We start from the raw sequence: 20061 nt of genomic DNA on the forward strand, positions 1-20061 counted from the left end.
TTTGAGAAAACCAAACCCCTCCCTACTATTTGTTTTGTTTGCCGGCCTACACTCACTCACCTTCTCCCTTTTCACCGGGCACCCAATCCGGTTAACCATCCCCAACCTACTTATCTTAACCCCCCATTTTGCACTCCCCCATGCGTACCACCCTGCCCCCAATATTTTTTGTCATTCTCCTACTCACCACCGGCTGCGAGCACACCCCCCCTACCTTGTTTGAGCGCATCCCGGCGGCCACGAGCGGACTCACCTTCGCCAACCGCATCACCGAAAATGACACCTTCAACATCCTCGATTTTGAGTACGTGTACAACGGCGGCGGCGTAGGGGCCGGCGACTTCAACGGCGACGGACTCACCGACCTCTACTTCTCTGGCAACACGGCCGACAACCGCCTCTACCTCAACGGGGGCGATTTTACCTTCCTCGACGTCACCGAAGCAGCGGGCGTAAGCGGGCGGGGCCGCTGGTGCAGCGGGGTGGCGGTGCACGATATCAACGGCGACGGCCGCCTCGATCTCTACGTCAGTGCCACCGTGCGACCGCAGGGCGCGCTCCGGGCTAACCTACTTTATCTCAATGAAGGCAACCGGGCCGACGAAAACGGTATCCAGGTTCCTTACTTCCGCGAAGTCGCCGCCGCCGTCGGCATCGCCGATACCTCCCATACTACCCAGAGCGCCTTCCTGGACTACGACCGCGACGGCGACCTCGACCTCTACGTATTGGTCAACGAGATGGACAACCGCGCCCTGCCCAACCGCTATCTGCCCAAGGTCACCGATGGCAGCGGGCGCAAGAACGACAAGCTGTACCGCAACGATGGTATCGGCAGCGACGGGCTGCCCCACTTCACGAACGTGACCCAGGAGGCGGGCATCTTGAAGGAGGGCTTCGGACTAGGCGTAAGCGTCTGCGACGTCAACCAGGACGGCTGGCCCGATCTTTACGTCACCAACGACTACGTCAGCAACGACCTGCTGTGGATCAACAACCAGGACGGCACCTTCACCGACCACGCCGCCGACTACCTCAAGCATACCAGCTACTCGGCCATGGGCAATGAGGTGGCCGATCTCAATGGCGACGGTACCGAGGATCTCTTCAGCGTCGATATGTTCCCCGAAGACAATCTGCGCCGCAAGGCCATGATGCCCCCCAACAACTACAACGCCTACCTCAACAACGTCCGCTTCAATTACCTGCCGCAGTTTACCCGCAACATGCTGCAACTGGGCGTACGCGCCGACGATACCACCCTGGTGTACCAGGACGTAGGCATGCTAGCCGGCGTAGCCGCCACCGACTGGAGCTGGAGCCCCCTGGCCGCCGATGTAGACAACGACGGCGACCGCGACCTGCTCATCACCAACGGCTTTCCGCGCGACGTGACCGACCGCGACTTCATGGACTACAACGTGCAGATGAGCCGGCTAGCGAGCCGCGAGACCCGCCTGGCCCAAATTCCCTCCGTCAAGATCGCCAACTACGCCTACGAAAACGACGGCGGCGACATCCCATTATTTACCAAGCGAATTGCTGAGTGGGGCCTCGACCACCCCTCCTTTTCCAACGGAGCGGTGTATGCCGATCTTGATAATGATGGCGACCTCGACTACGTCGTCAACAACATCAACGATAGCTGCTTCCTCTTCCGCAACACCCTCATCGACGGAGATGCCCGGCCCGATAGCACCCACTACCTCTCTGTCGCGCTCCGGGGAAGCGGTATGAACACTCAGGCCATCGGTGCCCGCGTCACGGTGGAGTCCACCCGCGGCCGGCAAACTGCTTACAACCAACCCGTGCGCGGCTTTCTCTCCAGCGTGACCGATGTGCTGCACTTCGGTTTTGCGGCGGGCGATAGCCTCGTGGCGGTACACGTCACCTGGCCCGACGGCAAAGACCTTATATATAAAGACGTAGCCTGGGACCAACGTCTGCAACTTACCCCCGAGCAGGGCCGGCCGGCTCCCCCGGCTACCAACTCTCCCCCCGTAGCGCCGCTACTGGTGGCTACCGAGCTCATGCAGTCGCTGCCCATGCACCGCGACTGCCTCTTCATCGACTTCAACGTGCAGCCGCTGCTGCCCCATAAGCTCAGCGAGTACGGTCCCGGCCTGGCCGTAGCCGACGTCAACGGCGACGGGCTCGATGACGTGTACCGCTCCGGCAGTCACTTCTACCCGGGTCAGCTCCTGCTACAGCAATTAAATAACGCCGGGCAACCCACCTTCCACCTGGCTGACCCGCTTCCCGTAGATAATGGACCCGAGGAGCTCGGCAGCCTCTTCTTCGACGCCGACGGCGATGGCGATCAGGACCTCTACCTCGTCAGCGGCGGCAGCGAGTACAGCCTCGACCGCCCGGAGCTACTCGACCGCCTGCTGCTCAACGATGGGGCGGGCAACTTCACCCTGGCCGAAGATGCGTTGCCGAAGTTAAAGTCCAGCGGCTCCTGCGTGCGCGCCGCCGACTACGACCGTGATGGGGACCTGGACCTGTTCGTAGGCGGCCGCCTACGGCCGGCTCGCTTCCCGGAACCGGTCGATAGCTACGTACTGGAAAACAACGGCCGCGGGAAGTTTGCACCTGCGTCCCCGCCCGAATTGGCTAACCTGGGACTGGTGTGTGACGCGCTGTGGACCGACTACGACAACGACGGCTGGACCGACCTACTGATCGCCGGACAGGGCATGCCCCTGCGCCTCTTCGCCAACCGCGAGGGCGTACTGACCGAGGCCACGCCCGCCTCCCTGAGCGAGCATGTGGGCTGGTGGAACGGGCTGAGCGCCGCCGACTTCGACCATGATGGGGACGTGGACTACGTAGCCACTAACTTCGGCCGCAACAACCTCTACCAGCAGAACGGGCAAGACTACGTGGGGCTGTACGGCGCCGACTTCGACGGCAACGGCGGCTACGATCTGCTGGTGAGTGACTATGTCCTGGCCGAGGACGGCAGCTACCAAGAATATCCCCATAACCAACGCACGGATACGGAGAAGCAACTGATCAGCGTCAAAAAGCGGTACGAGCGCCACGATGAGTTCGGTCGGGCCACTATCGGTGAGGTCGTTGCCGGTTATCCCCAGGCCGAGGTCACTACCCTGCGCGCCAACTACCTCCGCTCCGCCTGGATCGAAAACCTGGGGAATGGCAACTTCGCCTTCCACGAGCTTCCACGGGAGGCCCAGGTGGCCCCGCTCTTCGGTCTCCAGCCGCTTGACGTGAACAGCGACGGCTACGACGACCTAGTGGCCATCGGCAATGACTACGGTGCCGAGACCGGCATGGGTATGCTCGATGCGCTCAATGGGCTAGTACTTCTATACGATCCTGATCAGAAGAATTTTATCGCTCAGCCGTTAAGGGAGTCCGGCATTTTTGTACCCGGCAACGGCCGCAGCCTCACCGTACTCAACGCCGGCGGCCGCCCCCTCCTTATCGCTACCGAAAACCAGGGCCCCACGCGCAGCTACCTTACCGCGGACGCAGGTGCCACCTACGTGGAATTCCCCCCCGACGGCCGTCGCCTCACCTTTACGCTAGCCGGTAAGCCGGTGGTCGTGGAGGCCTACTGGGGCAGCGGGTATCTGAGCCAGCGGGGCCGTGGGGCGTGGGTGCCGGCGGGAGCGAGCGATGTACAAGTGAATTAGACGCCTGTCGGCTGGTTAGACGGCTTCGCCTGGTTAGACGCTGCGCTGGTTAGACGGTCTAACCAGCCGATAGGCGTCTAACCAGCGCAGCGTCTAATGAGCAAAGCGATCTAATTCATCGGTACTTCCATAGCAAGGATGCGAACCCCTTCAACGCCGGCCTTCACCGCGAAGGCTTCGGTCGCGGTCACACCCAGTCCGTCGCGCCGCCCGAGCTGCTGCCCGTCGACCTCCGCGCTGCCCTCGAGTACGAAGAGGTAGACGCCGTGGCCGGGCTTGTTTAGGGTGTAGTCGACGGTTGTGCCGGCAGCGAGGCGGCCGATGCTGAAGTAGGCATCCTGGTGAATCCAGACGGCTCCTTCCACGCCGGCGTCTTTGGGGGTGAGAACCCGGTGCCAGGCATTGCGCTCCTTCGTCTCGTCCATGTGGATCTGGTCGTAGCGGGGCTCGACGTTACGCCGGTCGGGGAAGACCCAGATTTGGAGAAACTTGACGTCGCGGTTGGTATGCTTGTTCTTTTCGGAGTGTACCACGCCGGTGCCGGCACTCATGACCTGGATGTCGCCCTCCTTGATCACCGTAGTGTTGCCCATGCTATCCTCATGCTCCAGGTCGCCCTCTAGCGGGATAGAGATGATCTCCATATTATCGTGGGGGTGGGAGCCGAAGCCGCGGCCGGCAGCGACCTCGTCGTCGTTGAGGACGCGCAGTACGCCAAAGTGCGTCCGCTCGGGATCGTAGTAGCTGGCGAAGCTGAAGGTGTGGTGGGTGTTGAGCCAGCCGTGATTGGCGTGGCCGCGGGAGTCGGCGGGGTGGTGGATTGTTTTCATTGTAGGTACATTTGATGTAGTTGTATAACATATAGAGCAACCGAAGGTTGCGTAGATCACATCGTTCGGTAGACGCCTATCGGCTGGTTAGACGGCTTCGCCTGGTTAGACGCTGACGCTGGTTAGACCGTCTAACAGCGGAGCGTCTAACCAGCTGATAGGCGTCTACTAAGCGAAGCGATCTAATCGCCGAAGGCGATCTACCTTTGCCGCATGGATCAACTCATCGTGCACCACCTAATCGTCCACGAACTAAAGAAGCAGCCGGAGCTGGCCGAGGCCGATCTGCTATTGAGTAGTCAGCCGCTGGCGATCACCGAGCAGGCAATCGACCTGATCGGGCGACTGGACCAGACGTTCGAGCGTAAATCCGACCTGCTACAGGGCTTTCTGGTGGCACCCGACGAGGGGCTCTTTCCTGCTTACTACCAGAACTGGCTGGAGGAGGGACGTAATCGACCGGGCTTCGTGACCTTTAGCCAGTCGGCGATGGATGTGCTAAAGGATAATTTGCAGGGGGTCACCGGGGCCAAGGGGGGCTACCTGCTCTTCGTCGACTATACGATGGAGGAGCAGCGCATGCTCGGTATCTACATGATCCGTAATACGGAGGGGATGGTCTTCGTGGACGACGAGGAGCAGGACGCGCTACGGCTACAAACCACGGCCTACCTCGACATTCAGAACATGGCCATGGCCGCCCGCCTGCTGGCCGGTAAGGGACGTAACGTGCAGATGATCCGCCACGCGCGTACCCAGAGTAGTATCTCGCAGTACTTCACCGACTGGGTGGGCATCGACCGGGCGGAGACGAGCTCCGAGCTGACCTACAACTTTCTGGAGATGGTCGAGGAGCTGCCGGTGCCGAAGGACCGCGAAACGGGCTTCGCAATGAATGACGGCGACTTCGAAAAGGCCCTGGTAAAGTACGCGGCCAAGGCGCCGCAGCAGACCATCCGGGTGGAGGACTTCGATGCCCACTTCTACGGCAACGACAAGCCGCTGCAGGAGATGCTAGCCGAGCAAAACAGCCCCATCGATCAGGGCTTCCGGGTGGACCGCAAGGCGTTGCGCAACCAGTTCTACCTGCGGGCCGGCGTGGGGGGTATTAGCATCACCTGTACGAAGGATCATTTCCGTAACGGGCAGGTCCACATCGACGAGGCGAGCGGCAAGATCACGATCAATAGCGAGGAGCTGGCCTCCCTACTACTGGACCAGTACGGCGAGTAGGCGGTAAATCGGGAGTAGGGCCGAACATCTTCCCGTAACACCTAGGTTATATAGGTACTAATCCACACACAAACAACTACCATCATGGCCACCACCGACCAGAATCCAGAAACCCTGACTACAACGACCGACAACCCTAACGGAGAGAACCTCCCTGCTACGACCAACGATGCCAACAAGGATGCTCAGGCCGACGCCATCATCAAGCGCTACGCGCTGTTTGGCACCGCTACGGCACTGATCCCCACCTTCGGGCTCGACGTAGCGGCGCTTACCGGTATACAGGTGAAGATGATCAAAGATCTGGCCAATGTGTACGAGTACGATGTCGACGATCAGATGATCCGTATGACGATCACGACTGGAGTCACCTCCCTAGCCGGCCGCCTGGTTACCGGCGTGCTTACCAGCATCACTAGGGCCTTCTCCCCCCTGAAATTTCTCATTGGCGGTGCCACCCAGGCTGCCCTTAGCGGCTTCATGACCGCCGAGGTCGGCAAGATCTACCAGGCCCGGCTATCGAGCGGTCAGAACCCCTCGGACATTACCGTAAGTGAGATCGTTAACCACATCGTCTCCCAGGTACAGGAAGGTAAGTGGAACCCCACCAAGGTGGCGGGATGGCGCAATAATTTCAGCTACCTGCTGGATAGCGGCAGCAGCAACAAGGCCTAGCCAGCTAGGCTGCTTACAAAAGCAGAAAGCCCCGGTACGTCCAGCGTGCCGGGGCTTTTTCGTGGGTGCGGACTGATTGCCCTAAAAATTGTAGTTGAAGCCCGTGCGGAACTCGTACGGCGAATCGTTCAGCCGGTCAGGCTGGGTGAGGCGGAACATCACCAGGATCTCGAAGCCGGCCGCGCCGGGGCCGCCACCCTGGCTCAGCCCCGCCCCCAAGAAGGGTACCGCCCGGGTAGCACGCAGCTCGTCAAGCTGCCCGTTGGTGACCCCGGTAATAACGACATCGCTCAGGAGGCTGTACTCCGCCTGTACGAAGAAGCCCCGGTAAATTTTCGCCCGGGTGAAGGCGCCTACCGACCAGGTCCAGTTACGGGAACTCAACTTACCTCCCCCCCCGGTATCGAAGCGGTAGGCATTGTACACGATACTTGCCCGGGGGCCTACACTGAGGAAGTTATTGAGCTTATAGCCTACGATGGGATTGATCCCGATCCTAAACTGGCTACTGAAGCTGCCCCCCCGGTACTGGAGCACGGCCCCGGCCCCGTACCAGATGTCGCCACCCTGCCGCAGGTCCTGTAGCTGCCGACCGCGATTGCCATAGCGAATATCGTCCCTCGCTGCATCCTCCCGCGTTTGGGCACTGGCGAAGGTGGATAAGCAGAGGCAGAGAAAGAGAAGAACGAAGACACGTAGGTTCATAGCAGAAGGGGTACAAGAGTTCGGTAAAGATAACGGCGTAGGCGGGGCTTTCGGTCCATTTGTACGGGCGCGTCCTACCTTTCGGTCCTATGACCGACCGTAAGAAGACGGGCAATCGGGGCGAGGCGTTGGCCCGCCGACACCTCGAGGCACTGGGCTACGCCATCGAGACCACCAACTACCGCTACCGTCGCACCGAGATCGACCTGGTGGCCGCCTTCGAGAACAAGATCGTGTTTGTCGAGGTCAAGACGCGTACCTCCCTGGCCTACGGTCACCCCAGCACCTTCTTCAAACGACCACAGCAACGGCGCATCAGCCGCGCCGCTTCGATGTACATGGAGCACACCAACTACGACTGGGAGATCCGCTTCGACCTGATCGCTATTCACCTGCGCTCCGCCGACGATTACACCCTGCACCATTACGAGGACGTTTTCTTCCCCGGTCTCCACTAGATACCGCCCCGCCCCTTCAGCTCCAGGTACTTGGCGATCACGTTACCGGTGAGCTCCTCGGGGCGGGTCAGTACCACCTGCACCCCGTTCTGCCGCAGCCGCGCGGCCATCAGTTCCCGCTCCTGCACGTAGCGGCGGGCGGTACTTTTGAGGTACACTTCCTCAATGTCGGCAGCCGGGGGCGTCAGCAGATCGGCGATCTCAGTGTTCTCGAAGAGCACTACCACCAGGGAGTGATTGCGACCGATGCGACGTAGGATAGGTAGCACTCGATCCAGCGCCGTGTTGCTCTCGAAGTTGGTAAACAGGATGAGCAGGCTCCGCGAGGGCAGAAAACGCCGCGTAGCGTAGTACAGCAGGTCGTAGTCGCTCTCCCCCTCCCGCTCCCGCTGCCGGTACAGCGTCTCCAGGATGCGGCGCAGCTGATCGGGCTTGCTATCGGCTGTAAGCACATCGCCGAGTTTATCGGAAAAGGTGATGAGTCCGGCCCGGTCATCGCGGCGCAGGATGACGTTGGACAGCGCCAGCGAGGCATTGATGGCGTAGTCGAGCAGGCTTAGTCCCCCGAAGGGCATCAGCATCGTGCGGCCCTTATCGATGACGGAGTAGATGCGCTGCGCCCGCTCCACGGCGTACTTATTGACCATGAGCTCCCCCCGCCGCGCCGTCGCCTTCCAGTTCACGCTGCGCAGATCGTCGCCGCGCACGTACTCCTTGATCTGGTCGAACTCGTAGCTCTTGGTCACCGGCCGGGGCCGGCGCTGCCCCCCCACCAGCACCGTCTCGTGGGCGCGTAGGGCGAACTGCTTCATCTGCACGATACTGGGATAAACGGCCACGTCCTGTATGTGGGCCACGACGAGCCGGCGCTCGGCCAGGGCGTAGCGGGTCTGAAGAAAGAGGTTCAGGTTACCAAAGGTGTACACGCCCCGGGTGGTTGGGCGTAGGCCGTACTCCAGCGCGAGCTTCTCGCCGGCCGCGATCCGTACCGGAATGCGCTGGTCCCTGATCTGGAGTTGGTCCGGTAGCTCGTCAATCAGGGTGAGGCGAAGGTCCTGTGCACTAGCATTGTGCAGAAGTACCTGCACCTGTAGCTCATCGCCGAGGGAGAAGACCTGCGGCGGCTTGCGCACCGCGCTCACGGACCGCGCGGAGGGGTAAAGCAGGTACGTATCGTAAACCGTAAGCAGCAGCAGTATCGCCAACACGCCTACCCCCAGGTAGAATGCCCCGGCATACCAGAAGCCCATCGCCCCACACACCCCCGCTACGGCCAGGAGCACAAAAAAGCGCGTCCCCAGGTAGAGATTACTTAAGTGAATCATAAAGGCGGGGTAGGGGGCAGGCACGAACGGCCAAACTAAACTAAATTCGCCACACCCCGCGTTCCCTGGGTACCAACTACTACACCCGTGAAATTACCCGTCTTCCTCCTCCTGCTTGGGCTACTCAGCGGCTGTAGTTCGTTCCGCCCCGTGGGCACTACGGTCCGCAATCCCTCCCGCGCACCGAGTACGCACACGAGGAGTACCGCGGCCACCCCCACCACCCGCGCCCGCACCCAGCGGCCCCGCCCGCCCCGCGCCGCTAGGCCCGTTCCCAGCCATAAAGAAACTGCCAGTGGCCCCACCGCCGTGGTCCGCAACAGCCTGGTCAGCAAGGCCGAAGCGTACCTCGGTATCCGCTACAAGTACGGCGGCAATACGCCCAAGGAGGGCTTTGACTGCTCGGGGTTCGTGAAGTACCTGTACAATGCCGAGGGACTGAGCATACAGCGCGTGAGCCGTGACCAGGCTAAGGAAGGCCGCCCCATCGACCCCGCTACGGCCAAGGCCGGCGACCTCGTGTTCTTCCGTCGGGGGGCCAACCAGCCGGTGTTTCACGTGTCGATGATCGTGGCGGCTGCCCCGGGGGAGCTCTGGGTGATCCACCCTACGAGTAGCCGGGGGGTGATCCGGGAGAATATCCTGGCCTCCTCGTACTGGCGACCTAAGATTTATACGGTGAAGGATTTGATCCAGTAGCCGCGCAGCACAGGCTTACTCAAGCAAGTAGCAGATAAAAAACTACCACAGAAGGCGCAGAGATACACAGAGATGTGTGATAGTATATCTCTGTGGCCCTCAGCGTCCTCTGTGGTTCACCCCCAGCGCCGCTAGGCGCTCTACCCCAACGCAAAACCACTCCGTGGTTACCCGCCGCCATTCCCAGTCTCAGTAGGCAGCACACTCTCCGTCCCATTAATCTGGCTCTTCGCATCGTAGCCCTGCCGGATCTCCCGCTGCCGCATCGGCATACTATCAATGAGCTCGAGCAGCACCGAGGCCGGGGTAACGGAGTTACGCGCCCGAAACTTCTCGTGGCCGTCCAGCCCCACCAGGATCAGCTCCAGTTGGTAGGGCTCCACGCTGAAGCGGTCGTAGTAGTAGGTGGAGGCACTCTCGTCCAGGAAGATGCCCGTATTCTCGTGCTCCCCCTCGGGGGTGATGAGCAGGATCTTGACCATGCGCTCGTCGAGCTGCTGGGAGGCCTCGCGCAGCAGACCGTACTGCTCTACGAACAGCGGATCGTTGATGTCGGGAGTGAAGACCAGGATGAGCCGGGCCTTCCACTGGTAGTCATTGACGCTCTGGGCCGTAGCGGCGAGGGGGAGAAGCATAAGTAAGGTAGCGATGAATAGGGAGCGAGTCATACTCCTGAAACACAGCCACTTAGTCCGTTGTTCCGGCCAGGGCCGCCAGGAGGGCGCGGAAGGTCTCCGGCTCGCCGTACAGCGCGTCCTGGTAGGTCGTAGCCCGCAGGCGTAGGTTCCAGGGCACGTCGTCGCGTAGTTCTAGCTCTACGGTGATGTTGCCGAACTTCTGGTCCAGGCCTCCACGCTCCAGCGGGGCGGTCTTGCGCTGCTGGCGGGTACGGGGTTTGAGGTAGTGCCGCTCCTGGGTTTCGACCCAGTCGCGGCGGCTGAACACCCGGCGGTCGCTGATCTGGGTGCGGTAGTTCAGGGCCAGCACCCGCTCCTTGAGGTAGTGGAAGAAATGGTTGATCTCGTCGCGGCGGTACTGCGTCTCGCTGAAGTGCACGACGAAGCCCTTGCTACTGGCCGTATCCAAAAAACTCACGGAGTGATCGTTCTGCCGTCCGGCCAGAAACTGGGCGTACTGCTCGGTGATCCAGTCGAAGAGCCGCTGCCGGGCCGCGGTGCGCTTCCACCGTTCGTAGGCGGCCAGCTCCTCGGCGTCGCGCTCGATCATCTCGTGCACGGCCGGGGCCTGGGGGGTACTCTGCTCGGCCGCGTCGAAGAGTGCCGTGATCTTATCCCAGAAACTAGCCATAGGGGGTGCGGTTGTAGCGGGTGACGGTACCGCGGTGGCGCTGTTCGCGCTCCTCGGTGTAGCCGAATTCGGCGTGGGGCAGCAGCCGGTTCAGCGTCTTGGTGACCAGTAGCAGCTGCTCCGGCCGCAGACCGAAATCGTGGGCCTCGCCGCGGTCGTCCACCAGGTAAAGCGTCGCGCTACGCATCAGGTTGAGGCCAAAGGGCATCCGCTCGGTGACCATACCGTACACCCATACGAAACGTTCGGGGTGCTCGCGCAGCTCTTGGCGCCAGGCCGCCGCGGGTTGCTCGCCCAGCAGTCGCACCAGCCAGTACACGCCCAGCGTAGCGGCCAGCGCGCCCAGGAAGGGGAAGACCGCCGAGTAGCGCAGGGTGAACAGACAGGTGGCCAGCCCGGCCACCACCAGGGCCACGGCCGTAAGCTGTTTGGCCCGGTGTTCCCGCTCCATACTTTCCCAGAGGGGCACCAGCCCCGGGTGGCGCAGGATACGATCGTTCGACGGCATACCTGGTATAGGTCCGGAGCCGCAATCTGGTTTATCTCCCACCCCCCTTTTTGTATCGTCGGGGCAAACATGCACTTGCCCCACTACGCTTAGGTACTAGGTATGCCCGCCGATAATAAAATTCAATCCTACGCCCACGTCGTCGTGCTGGATGCTGCGTCCCTGCGCGTGCGGGCCGTCAGCGATAACGTGCAGGACATCACGGGCGGGGACGCAGGTGCAGTACTGGGAGAACCGGCTACCAGTCTGTTTTCGCAGACCATTCTCGATGAACTCCCCATCAACCGCGCGCGCCGCGTTCCCCTCCCCCAACGCATTGGTAGCGGCGGGCCGGTAGACTGGGGGCAGCGCCAGCTTATCCCCTTTTTTTACGACGAGACCATCGTGCTCGAGATCGAGCCCTACCTCCAAAACGAGCTCGGTAGTCTCGACCGCGAGGTAGCCCTCAACGACATCACCGAGGACCTGCTGGAAGCAGACGATCTCGACGAGCTGCTCGACCTGGTGTGCCGCAAGCTGGCCGGCTACCTCCGCTTCAACCGGGTTATTGCGTATCAATTCGAGGAGGAAGGCGACGGGATCGTACGCAATGAGTACACCGATGGTGAGCTACCCTCGTTGCTGGGCCTGCGCTTTCGTCCCTTCGACTTTCCCGAGGAGGGCTACAAGCTCCACGAGCGGGAGACGGTGCTCAATTTCAGCATCTCGGCCTTCCCCTTCGTTTCCGTGCGCGGCGATCTCGACGGTGGCGAGCAGGCGGTCAACTACCACCTGGGCTGCCGTACCCCCTACCCCGCCTTCGAGCGCTTCATGGTGGAGTCCCACTTCAAGACCCTGCTGAGTATCGCCATCGTAGTCGACGGTAAGCCCTGGGGCATGCTCTTCGGCCACGCCATCCCGGAGACCAAGCTCGACTACCAGTTGCGCACCTTCGCCCACCTCATCGGTACCCTTACCGGACAAAACATCGCCTACCGGCTGCTCGCGGAGTTGCGGCAGCGGTTGCTGACCTCCGATGTCATCCGCTCTCGCCTGCGCGAGCGCATTGCCAGTGCCCCCAGTATGATGGAGGGACTGCTGGGCGAGGACCCCTCCCTGCTGGACTACCTACCCGATACCACCGGAGTGGCTATATACATCGAGGATCAGCTCACTACCCTAGGCGCTACGCCCTCCGAAGACCAGATCCTCCAGGTCGTTCGCGGGGCCCAGTCCGCCGTGGGTACCCAGGACTACCTTGCCATCACCAAACTCGGAGAGCACTTTTCCGGTGAGGAACTGCGCAAGTCGGCCGCCGGCATCCTCTTTCTGCCCCTCAACGCCAGCCGTACGGAGTGGATCGTCTGGTTCCGGCCCGAGCATGTGGAGGAGATTCTTTACGGCAGCACCGCGGACGATCACCCCGACGGGGAGATTGCGCGCTATGTGCCGGTAGTAGAATCACGCCGTGGGTATGCCATACCCTGGACCGCCCCCCAGCTCCGCGCCGCCACCGAACTACAAACCTTCGTACGCGACGTGGTCATGGAACGCTACACCCACCTGCGCCGCGTCAACGAGCAGCTCAAGACGGCCTACGCCGAGATGGAAGACTTCAGCTATATGGTCAGTCACGACCTGCGTGCCCCCCTACGTGGCATCGATGGGTTCGCCGAAATCTTGCTCGAGGACTACGGCACCGGGATCGGGGAGGGTGGCAAGGAGCTTATTCACACCATCCAGTACAATGCCGCGCGGATGAACCAGTTCATCGCTGATATCCTGGAGCTAAGCCGCGTGGGCCGGGCTAAACTTATCGTCAACGAGCTCGATGTACCCCGGCTGGTGGAGGAAGCCGTAAAGGAGGTCAATCAGCAGATGGGGCTCAACGCCACGGTGCACATCGACCGCCCCCTGCCGTCGATCCGGGGGGATCGGGAGCAATTAGCCGTGGTATTCCGCCAACTTATTTCCAATGCCATCAAGTACAGTGCCCTACAGGCCGACCCCCAGATCAACGTAGGCTTCCGGCCCCACCCCCACCGTAGGCAGCAGGGCGAGTTTTACGTCTCCGATAATGGGATTGGCATTGCCCCCCAGCACCAGCAGCGCGTCTTCGGTATGTTCAACCGCCTGGTGACCCAGGAGGAGTACGCTGGCAACGGGGTGGGACTGGCCATCGTGCGCCGCATCGTCAAGCGGCACCACGGGGAGGTACGTATCGAAAGCAGTCCCGGCCGGGGTACCACCCTGCTCTTCTACACCGACCTGCCGGCGCCGGCGGTGGGCCAAACATTCCAGTAAACCTTCCCGTTATACGGGGAGGCGCAAGCTGGCCGTTATTTCGTTCGCTCTCCCGACACTCCCATGTACAACAATCAAATCTTACTCGCCGAAGACGACACGACCGACGCCGATTTTTTTAAACGTGCCCTCAATCGTCTCGATGCGCCGCCCGAACTTGTCTGGTGTCGTACCGGCACCGAGGCCTACGAGGGGCTCCAGCGCAGCAGTCATGCCGATACCGCCTCCCTACCCCGGTTAGCTATTTTAGACATCAAGATGCCCGGCATGAACGGCCTGGAGCTGCTGGAAAAGATCAAGACGGACGACCGACTTAAGAATATGCCCGTGATCATTATGTCGAGTAGCGACGAGCCGCAGGATATCGCCCGTGCCTATGAAAGTGGCGCCAATGGCTACCTGGTAAAGCCTAATCGCTTTCAGGACCTGCGGGAGCTGGTAGGCTCCATCAATTACTTCTGGATCAAAACGAATCGGCTGCGCCCCCTACCTAGCTAACCCGCCGCTTTCTTTGGCCTACCTATACAACAAGGTGTTTTGTTTTGCATTAATCTCTAAGCGCGGCACGGCAGCGTAGTATAATCCAGCTTATGTCTTTAGCTTCTGATCCGGTCGCGGAGTCCATCCGGGAAGTGTACCCTTACCGGGTAGACCTGGAGAACTGTGACGTGGAGCCCCTGCGCCACATTCAGGTGGTACAGGCCCACGCCTGTCTGCTGGCCGTAGAAATCGACTCCCTCACCGTCCGCTACGTCAGTGAGAATACGGATCGCTTCCTCGGCAAGTCGTGGGAGGAGGTGATCGATACTCCCCTGAGCACGGTATTCAAGCCCGAAGTCGTAGGGCAAATTCCACTGGGCCTGAGCCGCTCCGAAGGCTTTGATACCATCAACCCCATTTTGTCCGTCATCGAGGTCAATGGGCAGTCCCTACTGCGCAACGTCATCATCCACCGCTCCGGCAAGCTGCTGATCCTAGAGGTAGAGGCCACCGAGCGCGATACGCGTACCACGCGCTACCAGCAACTTCTGGCCCGGTCCATCTACCGCATTCAGAACACCACCGATCCGGTTAAGCTGTTCCCCGAGACGGCCATGATCGTCAAGCAGGTGTCGGGCTACGACCGCGTGATGGTCTACCAGTTCGATAAGGAGTACAACGGGGAGGTCATTGCCGAGGCCCGCAATGAAGATTTAGAACCCTATGAGGGGCTGCGCTACCCCCACACCGATATTCCCAAGCAGGCCCGGGAGCTCTACCTGACCAATCGCGTACGTCTGATTAGCGGTACGTCCGAAAAACCGGCCCGCATCCGCCGCAGTCGGGAAGTGCCGCAGGGCGAGCCCCTCGACCTCACCCATGCGACCAGTCGGGGCGTATCTCCGGTGCATCTGGAGTACCTCGGTTATATGGGAGTCGATAATTCTCTCAGTGTAGCCATTATCCTACAGGATAAGCTCTGGGGGCTGTTTGCTCTTCACCACTACTCGCCGCGTACCATCGACTACGAGGTGCGTAACGTGCTGCTATTCATCGGTCAGATTTTTAGTGGTCACCTGGCGCTACAGGCCGCCAACCGCTACCGCGAGCAGACGCTGACGCGTAACCTGGCCCGCCTGGCCATCGGCGAGCAAATCACCAAGACGCGCGATATCTTCGAGGGGCTCACCTCCGGGAGCTACTCCATCATGAGCATGTTTCCGAACACAAATGGAGCGGCGATCTCCTTCGAGGACCGGCTACAGTGTCACGGCAAGTACCCCGCCTGCGAACACCTCGGAGAGCTCGTAACGTGGGTGAAGGATACCCAAATCACCCCCCAGGACCTCTACTACGAAAATGACTCGATCGGGAACCACTTTCCCCTCTTCGAGCAATACTGCGATACGGCCGCCGGCTTCCTGCTGGTATTTCTCAACCCCGCCCAGACCGACTGGCTCTGCTGGTTCCGCCCCGGGCTGGTGCAGCAGATCACCTGGGGCGGTAAGCCCGAGAAGAACCTCATCGTCACCAATGAGACCCGCCGTATGGGGCCCCGCAAGAGTTTTGCCCGCTACGTCGAGACTGTGGAGGGCTGCGCCGCACCCTGGTCCGACAGTGAGATCGATACCGCCCTGGCCCTGCGCACCACCGTCATCAACAGCCTCCTGCAACGCTACAGTGAGGTCAAGGAGATCAACGAGCGGTTGCAGAAGGCCTACGAAGATCTGGAGACGTTTAGCTACACCGTCTCTCACGACCTGCGGGCACCACTACGGGCCATCAGCGGCTACGCCGAGATCATGGAGGAAGATTACGGACCAAAACTCGATGAGGAGGCCAGGGGGCTCCTACAGGGCATCCAGCGGGGTGTAGATCAGATGAACAACTTCATCACCGACATCCTGGATCTGAGCCGGGTGGGAAGTAGCGGATTTCAGCTCGAACGCACGGCGGTCGCTCCCCTGGTACGCGACGTCCTGCTGGAGCTTAACCTCATTTACCCCCGTTCCGTGGACATCACCGTCACCATAGATGAAGATATGCCCTCCGTGGTAGCCGACCCCCGTCTCCTTCGCCAGCTGTACACCAACCTGCTATCCAACAGCCTGAAGTACGCTACCCGCGGTGCGGACGGCAAGCTGGCAATCCGCATCGGGTCCTACCATAATCCGACGACGGGCTTTCAGGTGTATACGGTAAGTAATACGGGCCCGGCCATTCCCGAGGAGTACCGGCAAACAATCTTCCAGATGTTCTCCCGCATGTCCTCGACGACTAGTACCGATGGTACGGGTGTGGGCCTGGCCATCGTGGAGCGCATCGTCGGTCGCCACCTCGGTAAGGTGTGGGTCGACGAAGACCAGTTAGGCGTAACCTTTCATTTTTACCTCAATGCCGATAACATCCGTAATGATGGATAAGGGAGTGAGTACCGAGGTAGCCCCCTATATTCTCTACGCGGAGGATAACCCCGCCGACTCCCACTTCCTACTACGCGCCTTTGGCCGCGATCATCCAGATCAGGAACTGATCCACCTGGAGAACGGGCAACTGGTCAAGGAATACCTACTACAGCTGCTGGTCAAGGGTGCCCCACTCCCTACCCTGACTGTGCTCGACATCAAAATGCCCGGCCTGAGTGGCCTGGAGGTGCTTGAGTTCATCCGCCACCACGACCGGCTGTACCACCTACCCGTAATTTTGCTCAGCGCCTCCGAGGAAGAGCGGGACCTCGACCGGGCCTACAGAAGCCGCGTCAACGCCTACCTGGTCAAGCCCGGCCGCTACCGCCAGCTCCGCGAACTGATTGGCACCATCCAGCAACTGTGGATCCGTCACAATCGGGTAGCAGTATGAGCGTCAGTCCCCTACTACAGGCCCTGCGCAGCGGCACCCAGACCGCCCACCAGCAACTGGAAGATGTAACCCTGGGAAACAAGATCATGGACGGGAGCCTCACCCCCGCCGAGTACCACCGTATCCTGGCCTGGCAACGGGCCGTGCACGAAGTGCTCGAACCGAGCGTGGTTGGCTTTACGCTGGGGGAGTACCGCTACCGCCCCCGCTTTATCCCCAATACGCAGGACGCTGCTGTAGCCGATGAACTTCCTACTACCGTCGGACGGGTGTACGTCCTGGAAGGGGCCAGCCTCGGTGGCAGCATGATCTACCGCAAGCTCCGGACCAATGCTAAGCTGACCCAAGAAGCCCCCTTCACCTTCTACCACCACCAGGCCGACTGGGGCTTACGCCAGTGGCGTAGCTTCGTCGGTGCCCTGAACGCACGGACATTTACCGAGGAGGAAATTCACCAGGCGGTCAAAAGCGCGCAGGACACCTTCGCCACCTTCGCCCGGCAGTGGGCGGCTACCGCCGGCTAGTTACCTTCGCCGCATGCCTACCGCCGAGCCCACCCGCGACGAGATCACGGCCTACTTCCGTAGCTTACAGGACGACATCTGCGCCCGGCTCTCCGCGGCCGACGACGACATCCCCTTTACCGAAGACGAGTGGGAACGCCCCGGCGGCGGGGGTGGCCGGGCCCGGGTACTACTGGGCCACCACATCGAAAAGGGCGGCGTCAACTTCAGTGCCGTACACGGGGAGCTGCCGCCGGCCGCGGCGGCTAGTCTGCATACCGAGGCCGGCGAGACCAGCTTCTACGCTACGGGCGTCAGCATCGTGCTGCACCCCCGCAACGTGCACGTGCCCATCATCCACATGAACGTGCGCTACTTCGAGCTTGACGGGGGCCGGCGCTACTGGTTCGGTGGGGGCATCGACCTGACGCCCCACTACGTCGTGGCCGAGGATGCCCGCTTCTTCCACGCCCAGCTCCGCCAGACCTGCGACCGCTTCGATGCCAGCTATTACCCCCGCTTCAAGAAGTGGGCCGACGACTATTTCTACATCCCCCACCGGCAGGAAACGCGGGGCGTGGGCGGCATTTTCTTCGACCGCCTGCAGCCCGCAGCGGAGCAAAAGACCAAACGGGAGCTCTTCGATTTTACGGCTGCCGTAGGGGAGACCTTCGTGCCCACCTACCTGCCCCTGCACCTGCGTTCGCGGCAAAAGGAGGTTACGCCGGAGCAGCACCGCTGGCAGGAGCTCCGCCGGGGACGGTACGTAGAGTTCAACCTGGTGTGGGACCGGGGCACCAAGTTCGGACTGACCACCAACGGCCGCACGGAGAGCATCCTGATGAGCCTGCCCCCCCTGGCCGGCTGGACCTACGACTACCAGCCCACCCCGGGAAGTGCGGAAGCCGAGACGCTGGCCCTACTACGCAAGGGGGTGGACTGGTGAGCCGTTTGCTCCCCTCATGCGTTCACCTGAAGTATGCCACGCGAAACCGCCTTTGACGAAACCACCATCCTGGAACGGGCTCGTGACCTGTTCTGGGAGAAGGGCTATACCGCCACCTCGATCCAGGACCTGGAGCAGGCACTCGGTATCCGGCGTAGCAGCATCTACAATACCTTCGGGGGCAAGCGGCAGCTCTACGATCGTACGCTGGCGCAGTACCAGGAAGAGAATCTGGGCCGGTTGCGAGCGGTGCTGCACAATACCCCTGATCTACGGCAGGCATTGGTAGAGCTGTTTACTCAGGCGGCTACCGTGGTGCACCCCGAGTGCCTCACCTCGGCTCGCGGCTGCTACATCGTCAACGCCACTACCGAGATGGCCAATTCGTGCGCCGACGCCCTGACCTTCGTGAGCCGGAACCGCGAGCAGTTCACCGGCATGTTGCAGGAAGCCCTGGCGGGGGCGCAGGTGCAGGGTCAGTTGCACGAGCAGGCTGACCCGGCGGAGCTAGCCGATTTTCTCTTCCTCTGCTATAATGGTCTCCAGGTCATCGTCCAGACCAAGATCGAACGCACGGCTCTGCTACGCTCCGTCGAACGCTGTATCGCCAGTCTGCCGTGGATAGCGTAGATCCCGTACCGTTCCAGAACCGCCTACGTAAGATGGCGCGCCACCACGGCAAGTGGGCCCGGCGGCAGGGGCTGGAGGCCTACCGTATTTACGATACCGACCTCGACGAGTTCCCCGTGACGGTAGACCGGTACGGAGACCGACTCTACGTAGCCGTGTATGCCAAGGGGGAAACTACGGAGGCGGATACGGAACCGTACCGGGGCTGGATCGCCGGGACCCTCGATGCGGTACCCGACCGAATTCACTTCAAGTTGCGGCAGCGGCAGTCCGGCACCCAGCAGTACGAACGCCTAGCCGAGGAGGAGCAGGAGTTCGCGGTGCGGGAGTACGGTAGGCAGTTCCTGGTCAACCTGACGGACTACCTCGACACGGGGCTGTTCCTGGACCACCGGCTGACCCGTAAGCTAGTGGGCGAGCAGGCGGCCGATAAGCTGGTGCTCAACCTGTTTGCCTACACCTGCTCCTTCGGGGTGTATGCTGCCACCGCCGGGGCCACCCGCGTAGACAACCTCGACCTAAGCAACACTTACCTCGACTGGGGGCAGCGCAATTTCCGCCTCAACGGTATCAACCCCAAACAGCACGGTTTCATCAAGGGCGATGCGCTGCAGTGGCTGTCCGGCCCCGTGCGCGATCGCTACGACCTCATCGTACTTGACCCGCCCACCTTCTCGAATAGCAAGATGATGAATGACGTACTGGATACCCAGCGGGATCACGTGGCGCTGATTAATGATTGCCTGCGGCGGCTAGCGCCGGGGGGCACGCTATACTTCAGTACGAACCACCGGCGGTTCAAGCTGGAGGAGGAGGCGCTAGCGGGGACGGCGCGGGAAATTACGGGGCAGACCTTGCCGCCTGATTTTCGGCGGCGGGGGCTGCACCGGTGCTGGATGGTTCGTGGCTTCTAGCCGCGGCCGGCCTGGCAGGCCCGGCAAGGATGCCGGGAACCAT

Annotated in this window: 19 protein-coding genes; 13 read left to right on the top strand and 6 right to left on the bottom strand. The window is 61.3% G+C overall.

Going from position 1 to position 20061, the window contains the following annotated elements:
• The first annotated feature begins 140 nt into the window (after positions 1 to 140).
• Positions 141 to 3662 (top strand): VCBS repeat-containing protein, encoded by a 3522-nt coding sequence (locus ACOOHD_RS11485; RefSeq protein WP_420458019.1) that lies wholly within the window; start codon positions 141 to 143, stop codon positions 3660 to 3662.
• A 110-nt stretch (positions 3663 to 3772) separates the two neighbouring features.
• On the opposite strand, the gene ACOOHD_RS11490 is transcribed toward ACOOHD_RS11485, so the two are convergent.
• Complete coding sequence (locus ACOOHD_RS11490) at positions 3773 to 4492, bottom strand: pirin family protein (RefSeq protein WP_420458020.1); 720 nt, start codon at positions 4490 to 4492, stop codon at positions 3773 to 3775.
• Positions 4493 to 4705: 213 nt separating this feature from the next.
• On the opposite strand from ACOOHD_RS11490, the gene ACOOHD_RS11495 reads away from it, so the two are divergent.
• Both ACOOHD_RS11495 and ACOOHD_RS11500 read left to right on the top strand, forming a co-directional pair.
• Entirely contained in the window at positions 4706 to 5725 is a 1020-nt protein-coding gene (locus ACOOHD_RS11495) for a nucleoid-associated protein (RefSeq protein ID WP_420458021.1), read from the top strand.
• Positions 5726 to 5809: 84 nt separating this feature from the next.
• On the top strand, positions 5810 to 6400 hold the full coding sequence (locus tag ACOOHD_RS11500; RefSeq protein WP_420458022.1) for a DUF697 domain-containing protein: 591 nt from the start codon (positions 5810 to 5812) through the stop codon (positions 6398 to 6400).
• An 81-nt stretch (positions 6401 to 6481) separates the two neighbouring features.
• Here ACOOHD_RS11500 and ACOOHD_RS11505 read toward each other — a convergent pair whose 3' ends face one another.
• On the bottom strand, positions 6482 to 7105 hold the full coding sequence (locus ACOOHD_RS11505) for a hypothetical protein (RefSeq protein WP_420458023.1): 624 nt from the start codon (positions 7103 to 7105) through the stop codon (positions 6482 to 6484).
• An 89-nt stretch (positions 7106 to 7194) separates the two neighbouring features.
• On the opposite strand from ACOOHD_RS11505, the gene ACOOHD_RS11510 reads away from it, so the two are divergent.
• Positions 7195 to 7563: a YraN family protein gene (locus ACOOHD_RS11510; protein WP_420458024.1), complete on the top strand. Its 369-nt coding sequence runs from the start codon at positions 7195 to 7197 to the stop codon at positions 7561 to 7563.
• On the opposite strand, the gene ACOOHD_RS11515 is transcribed toward ACOOHD_RS11510, so the two are convergent.
• Complete coding sequence (locus tag ACOOHD_RS11515) at positions 7560 to 8888, bottom strand: DUF58 domain-containing protein (RefSeq protein ID WP_420458025.1); 1329 nt, start codon at positions 8886 to 8888, stop codon at positions 7560 to 7562. The genes ACOOHD_RS11510 and ACOOHD_RS11515 overlap by 4 nt on opposite strands.
• An 87-nt stretch (positions 8889 to 8975) precedes the next feature.
• On the opposite strand from ACOOHD_RS11515, the gene ACOOHD_RS11520 reads away from it, so the two are divergent.
• Positions 8976 to 9587, top strand: coding sequence for a C40 family peptidase (locus tag ACOOHD_RS11520; protein WP_420458026.1), 612 nt, complete (start codon positions 8976 to 8978; stop codon positions 9585 to 9587).
• A gap of 167 nt (positions 9588 to 9754) precedes the next feature.
• Here the strand turns inward: ACOOHD_RS11520 and ACOOHD_RS11525 are convergent, their stop codons facing one another.
• Genes ACOOHD_RS11525 through ACOOHD_RS11535 form a run of 3 tightly spaced genes read right to left on the bottom strand, consistent with a single transcriptional unit; the run spans position 9755 to position 11403 of the window.
• A complete protein-coding gene (locus ACOOHD_RS11525) occupies positions 9755 to 10222 on the bottom strand; it encodes a DUF4174 domain-containing protein (protein ID WP_420458027.1) in 468 nt (155 codons plus the stop codon).
• Positions 10223 to 10274: 52 nt separating this feature from the next.
• A complete protein-coding gene (locus ACOOHD_RS11530; RefSeq protein WP_420458028.1) occupies positions 10275 to 10895 on the bottom strand; it encodes a hypothetical protein in 621 nt (206 codons plus the stop codon).
• On the bottom strand, positions 10888 to 11403 hold the full coding sequence (locus ACOOHD_RS11535; RefSeq protein ID WP_420458029.1) for a hypothetical protein: 516 nt from the start codon (positions 11401 to 11403) through the stop codon (positions 10888 to 10890). Before ACOOHD_RS11535 ends, ACOOHD_RS11530 begins: the two co-directional genes overlap by 8 nt.
• A gap of 102 nt (positions 11404 to 11505) precedes the next feature.
• Between ACOOHD_RS11535 and ACOOHD_RS11540 the strand changes: the two genes are divergently transcribed.
• The 8 genes from ACOOHD_RS11540 (at position 11506) to ACOOHD_RS11575 (ending at position 20018) form a co-directional block, all read left to right on the top strand.
• Positions 11506 to 13686: an ATP-binding protein gene (locus ACOOHD_RS11540; RefSeq protein ID WP_420458030.1), complete on the top strand. Its 2181-nt coding sequence runs from the start codon at positions 11506 to 11508 to the stop codon at positions 13684 to 13686.
• A gap of 63 nt (positions 13687 to 13749) precedes the next feature.
• Positions 13750 to 14184, top strand: a complete 435-nt coding sequence (locus ACOOHD_RS11545; protein ID WP_420458031.1) for a response regulator — start codon at positions 13750 to 13752, stop codon at positions 14182 to 14184.
• A gap of 92 nt (positions 14185 to 14276) precedes the next feature.
• A complete protein-coding gene (locus ACOOHD_RS11550; RefSeq protein WP_420458032.1) occupies positions 14277 to 16589 on the top strand; it encodes an ATP-binding protein in 2313 nt (770 codons plus the stop codon).
• Positions 16579 to 17025 carry a response regulator gene (locus ACOOHD_RS11555; protein WP_420458033.1) on the top strand — a complete coding sequence of 149 codons (447 nt, stop codon included), beginning with the start codon at positions 16579 to 16581 and terminating at the stop codon, positions 17023 to 17025. The genes ACOOHD_RS11550 and ACOOHD_RS11555 overlap by 11 nt, the downstream gene beginning before the upstream one ends.
• Positions 17022 to 17549 carry a biliverdin-producing heme oxygenase gene (locus ACOOHD_RS11560; RefSeq protein ID WP_420458034.1) on the top strand — a complete coding sequence of 176 codons (528 nt, stop codon included), beginning with the start codon at positions 17022 to 17024 and terminating at the stop codon, positions 17547 to 17549. Before ACOOHD_RS11555 ends, ACOOHD_RS11560 begins: the two co-directional genes overlap by 4 nt.
• Before the next feature lie 13 nt (positions 17550 to 17562).
• Positions 17563 to 18474 carry an oxygen-dependent coproporphyrinogen oxidase gene (gene hemF / locus ACOOHD_RS11565; RefSeq protein WP_420458035.1) on the top strand — a complete coding sequence of 304 codons (912 nt, stop codon included), beginning with the start codon at positions 17563 to 17565 and terminating at the stop codon, positions 18472 to 18474.
• 33 nt (positions 18475 to 18507) lie between these two features.
• The gene (locus tag ACOOHD_RS11570) at positions 18508 to 19104 is read left to right on the top strand and encodes a TetR/AcrR family transcriptional regulator (RefSeq protein ID WP_420458036.1); all 597 of its coding nucleotides are present in this window, start codon (positions 18508 to 18510) and stop codon (positions 19102 to 19104) included.
• Positions 19105 to 19136: 32 nt separating this feature from the next.
• Positions 19137 to 20018 (top strand): class I SAM-dependent methyltransferase, encoded by an 882-nt coding sequence (locus ACOOHD_RS11575; RefSeq protein ID WP_420461428.1) that lies wholly within the window; start codon positions 19137 to 19139, stop codon positions 20016 to 20018.
• The last annotated feature ends 43 nt before the right edge of the window (positions 20019 to 20061 follow it).

The organism is Neolewinella sp. (genome assembly GCF_965214665.1).
GTDB lineage: Bacteria > Bacteroidota > Bacteroidia > Chitinophagales > Saprospiraceae > Neolewinella.

Bases quoted from the DNA above. Each gene is read 5' to 3' on its own strand.
- ACOOHD_RS11485 (WP_420458019.1), top strand. From the start codon at position 141: ATGCGTACCACCCTGCCCCCAATATTTTTTGTCATTCTCCTACTCACC.
- ACOOHD_RS11490 (WP_420458020.1), bottom strand. From the start codon at position 4,492: ATGAAAACAATCCACCACCCCGCCGACTCCCGCGGCCACGCCAATCAC.
- ACOOHD_RS11495 (WP_420458021.1), top strand. From the start codon at position 4,706: ATGGATCAACTCATCGTGCACCACCTAATCGTCCACGAACTAAAGAAG.
- ACOOHD_RS11500 (WP_420458022.1), top strand. From the start codon at position 5,810: ATGGCCACCACCGACCAGAATCCAGAAACCCTGACTACAACGACCGAC.
- ACOOHD_RS11505 (WP_420458023.1), bottom strand. From the start codon at position 7,105: ATGAACCTACGTGTCTTCGTTCTTCTCTTTCTCTGCCTCTGCTTATCC.
- ACOOHD_RS11510 (WP_420458024.1), top strand. From the start codon at position 7,195: ATGACCGACCGTAAGAAGACGGGCAATCGGGGCGAGGCGTTGGCCCGC.
- ACOOHD_RS11515 (WP_420458025.1), bottom strand. From the start codon at position 8,888: ATGATTCACTTAAGTAATCTCTACCTGGGGACGCGCTTTTTTGTGCTC.
- ACOOHD_RS11525 (WP_420458027.1), bottom strand. From the start codon at position 10,222: ATGCTTCTCCCCCTCGCCGCTACGGCCCAGAGCGTCAATGACTACCAG.
- ACOOHD_RS11530 (WP_420458028.1), bottom strand. From the start codon at position 10,895: ATGGCTAGTTTCTGGGATAAGATCACGGCACTCTTCGACGCGGCCGAG.
- ACOOHD_RS11535 (WP_420458029.1), bottom strand. From the start codon at position 11,403: ATGCCGTCGAACGATCGTATCCTGCGCCACCCGGGGCTGGTGCCCCTC.
- ACOOHD_RS11540 (WP_420458030.1), top strand. From the start codon at position 11,506: ATGCCCGCCGATAATAAAATTCAATCCTACGCCCACGTCGTCGTGCTG.
- ACOOHD_RS11545 (WP_420458031.1), top strand. From the start codon at position 13,750: ATGTACAACAATCAAATCTTACTCGCCGAAGACGACACGACCGACGCC.
- ACOOHD_RS11550 (WP_420458032.1), top strand. From the start codon at position 14,277: ATGTCTTTAGCTTCTGATCCGGTCGCGGAGTCCATCCGGGAAGTGTAC.
- ACOOHD_RS11555 (WP_420458033.1), top strand. From the start codon at position 16,579: ATGATGGATAAGGGAGTGAGTACCGAGGTAGCCCCCTATATTCTCTAC.
- ACOOHD_RS11560 (WP_420458034.1), top strand. From the start codon at position 17,022: ATGAGCGTCAGTCCCCTACTACAGGCCCTGCGCAGCGGCACCCAGACC.
- hemF (WP_420458035.1), top strand. From the start codon at position 17,563: ATGCCTACCGCCGAGCCCACCCGCGACGAGATCACGGCCTACTTCCGT.
- ACOOHD_RS11570 (WP_420458036.1), top strand. From the start codon at position 18,508: ATGCCACGCGAAACCGCCTTTGACGAAACCACCATCCTGGAACGGGCT.
- ACOOHD_RS11575 (WP_420461428.1), top strand. From the start codon at position 19,137: ATGGCGCGCCACCACGGCAAGTGGGCCCGGCGGCAGGGGCTGGAGGCC.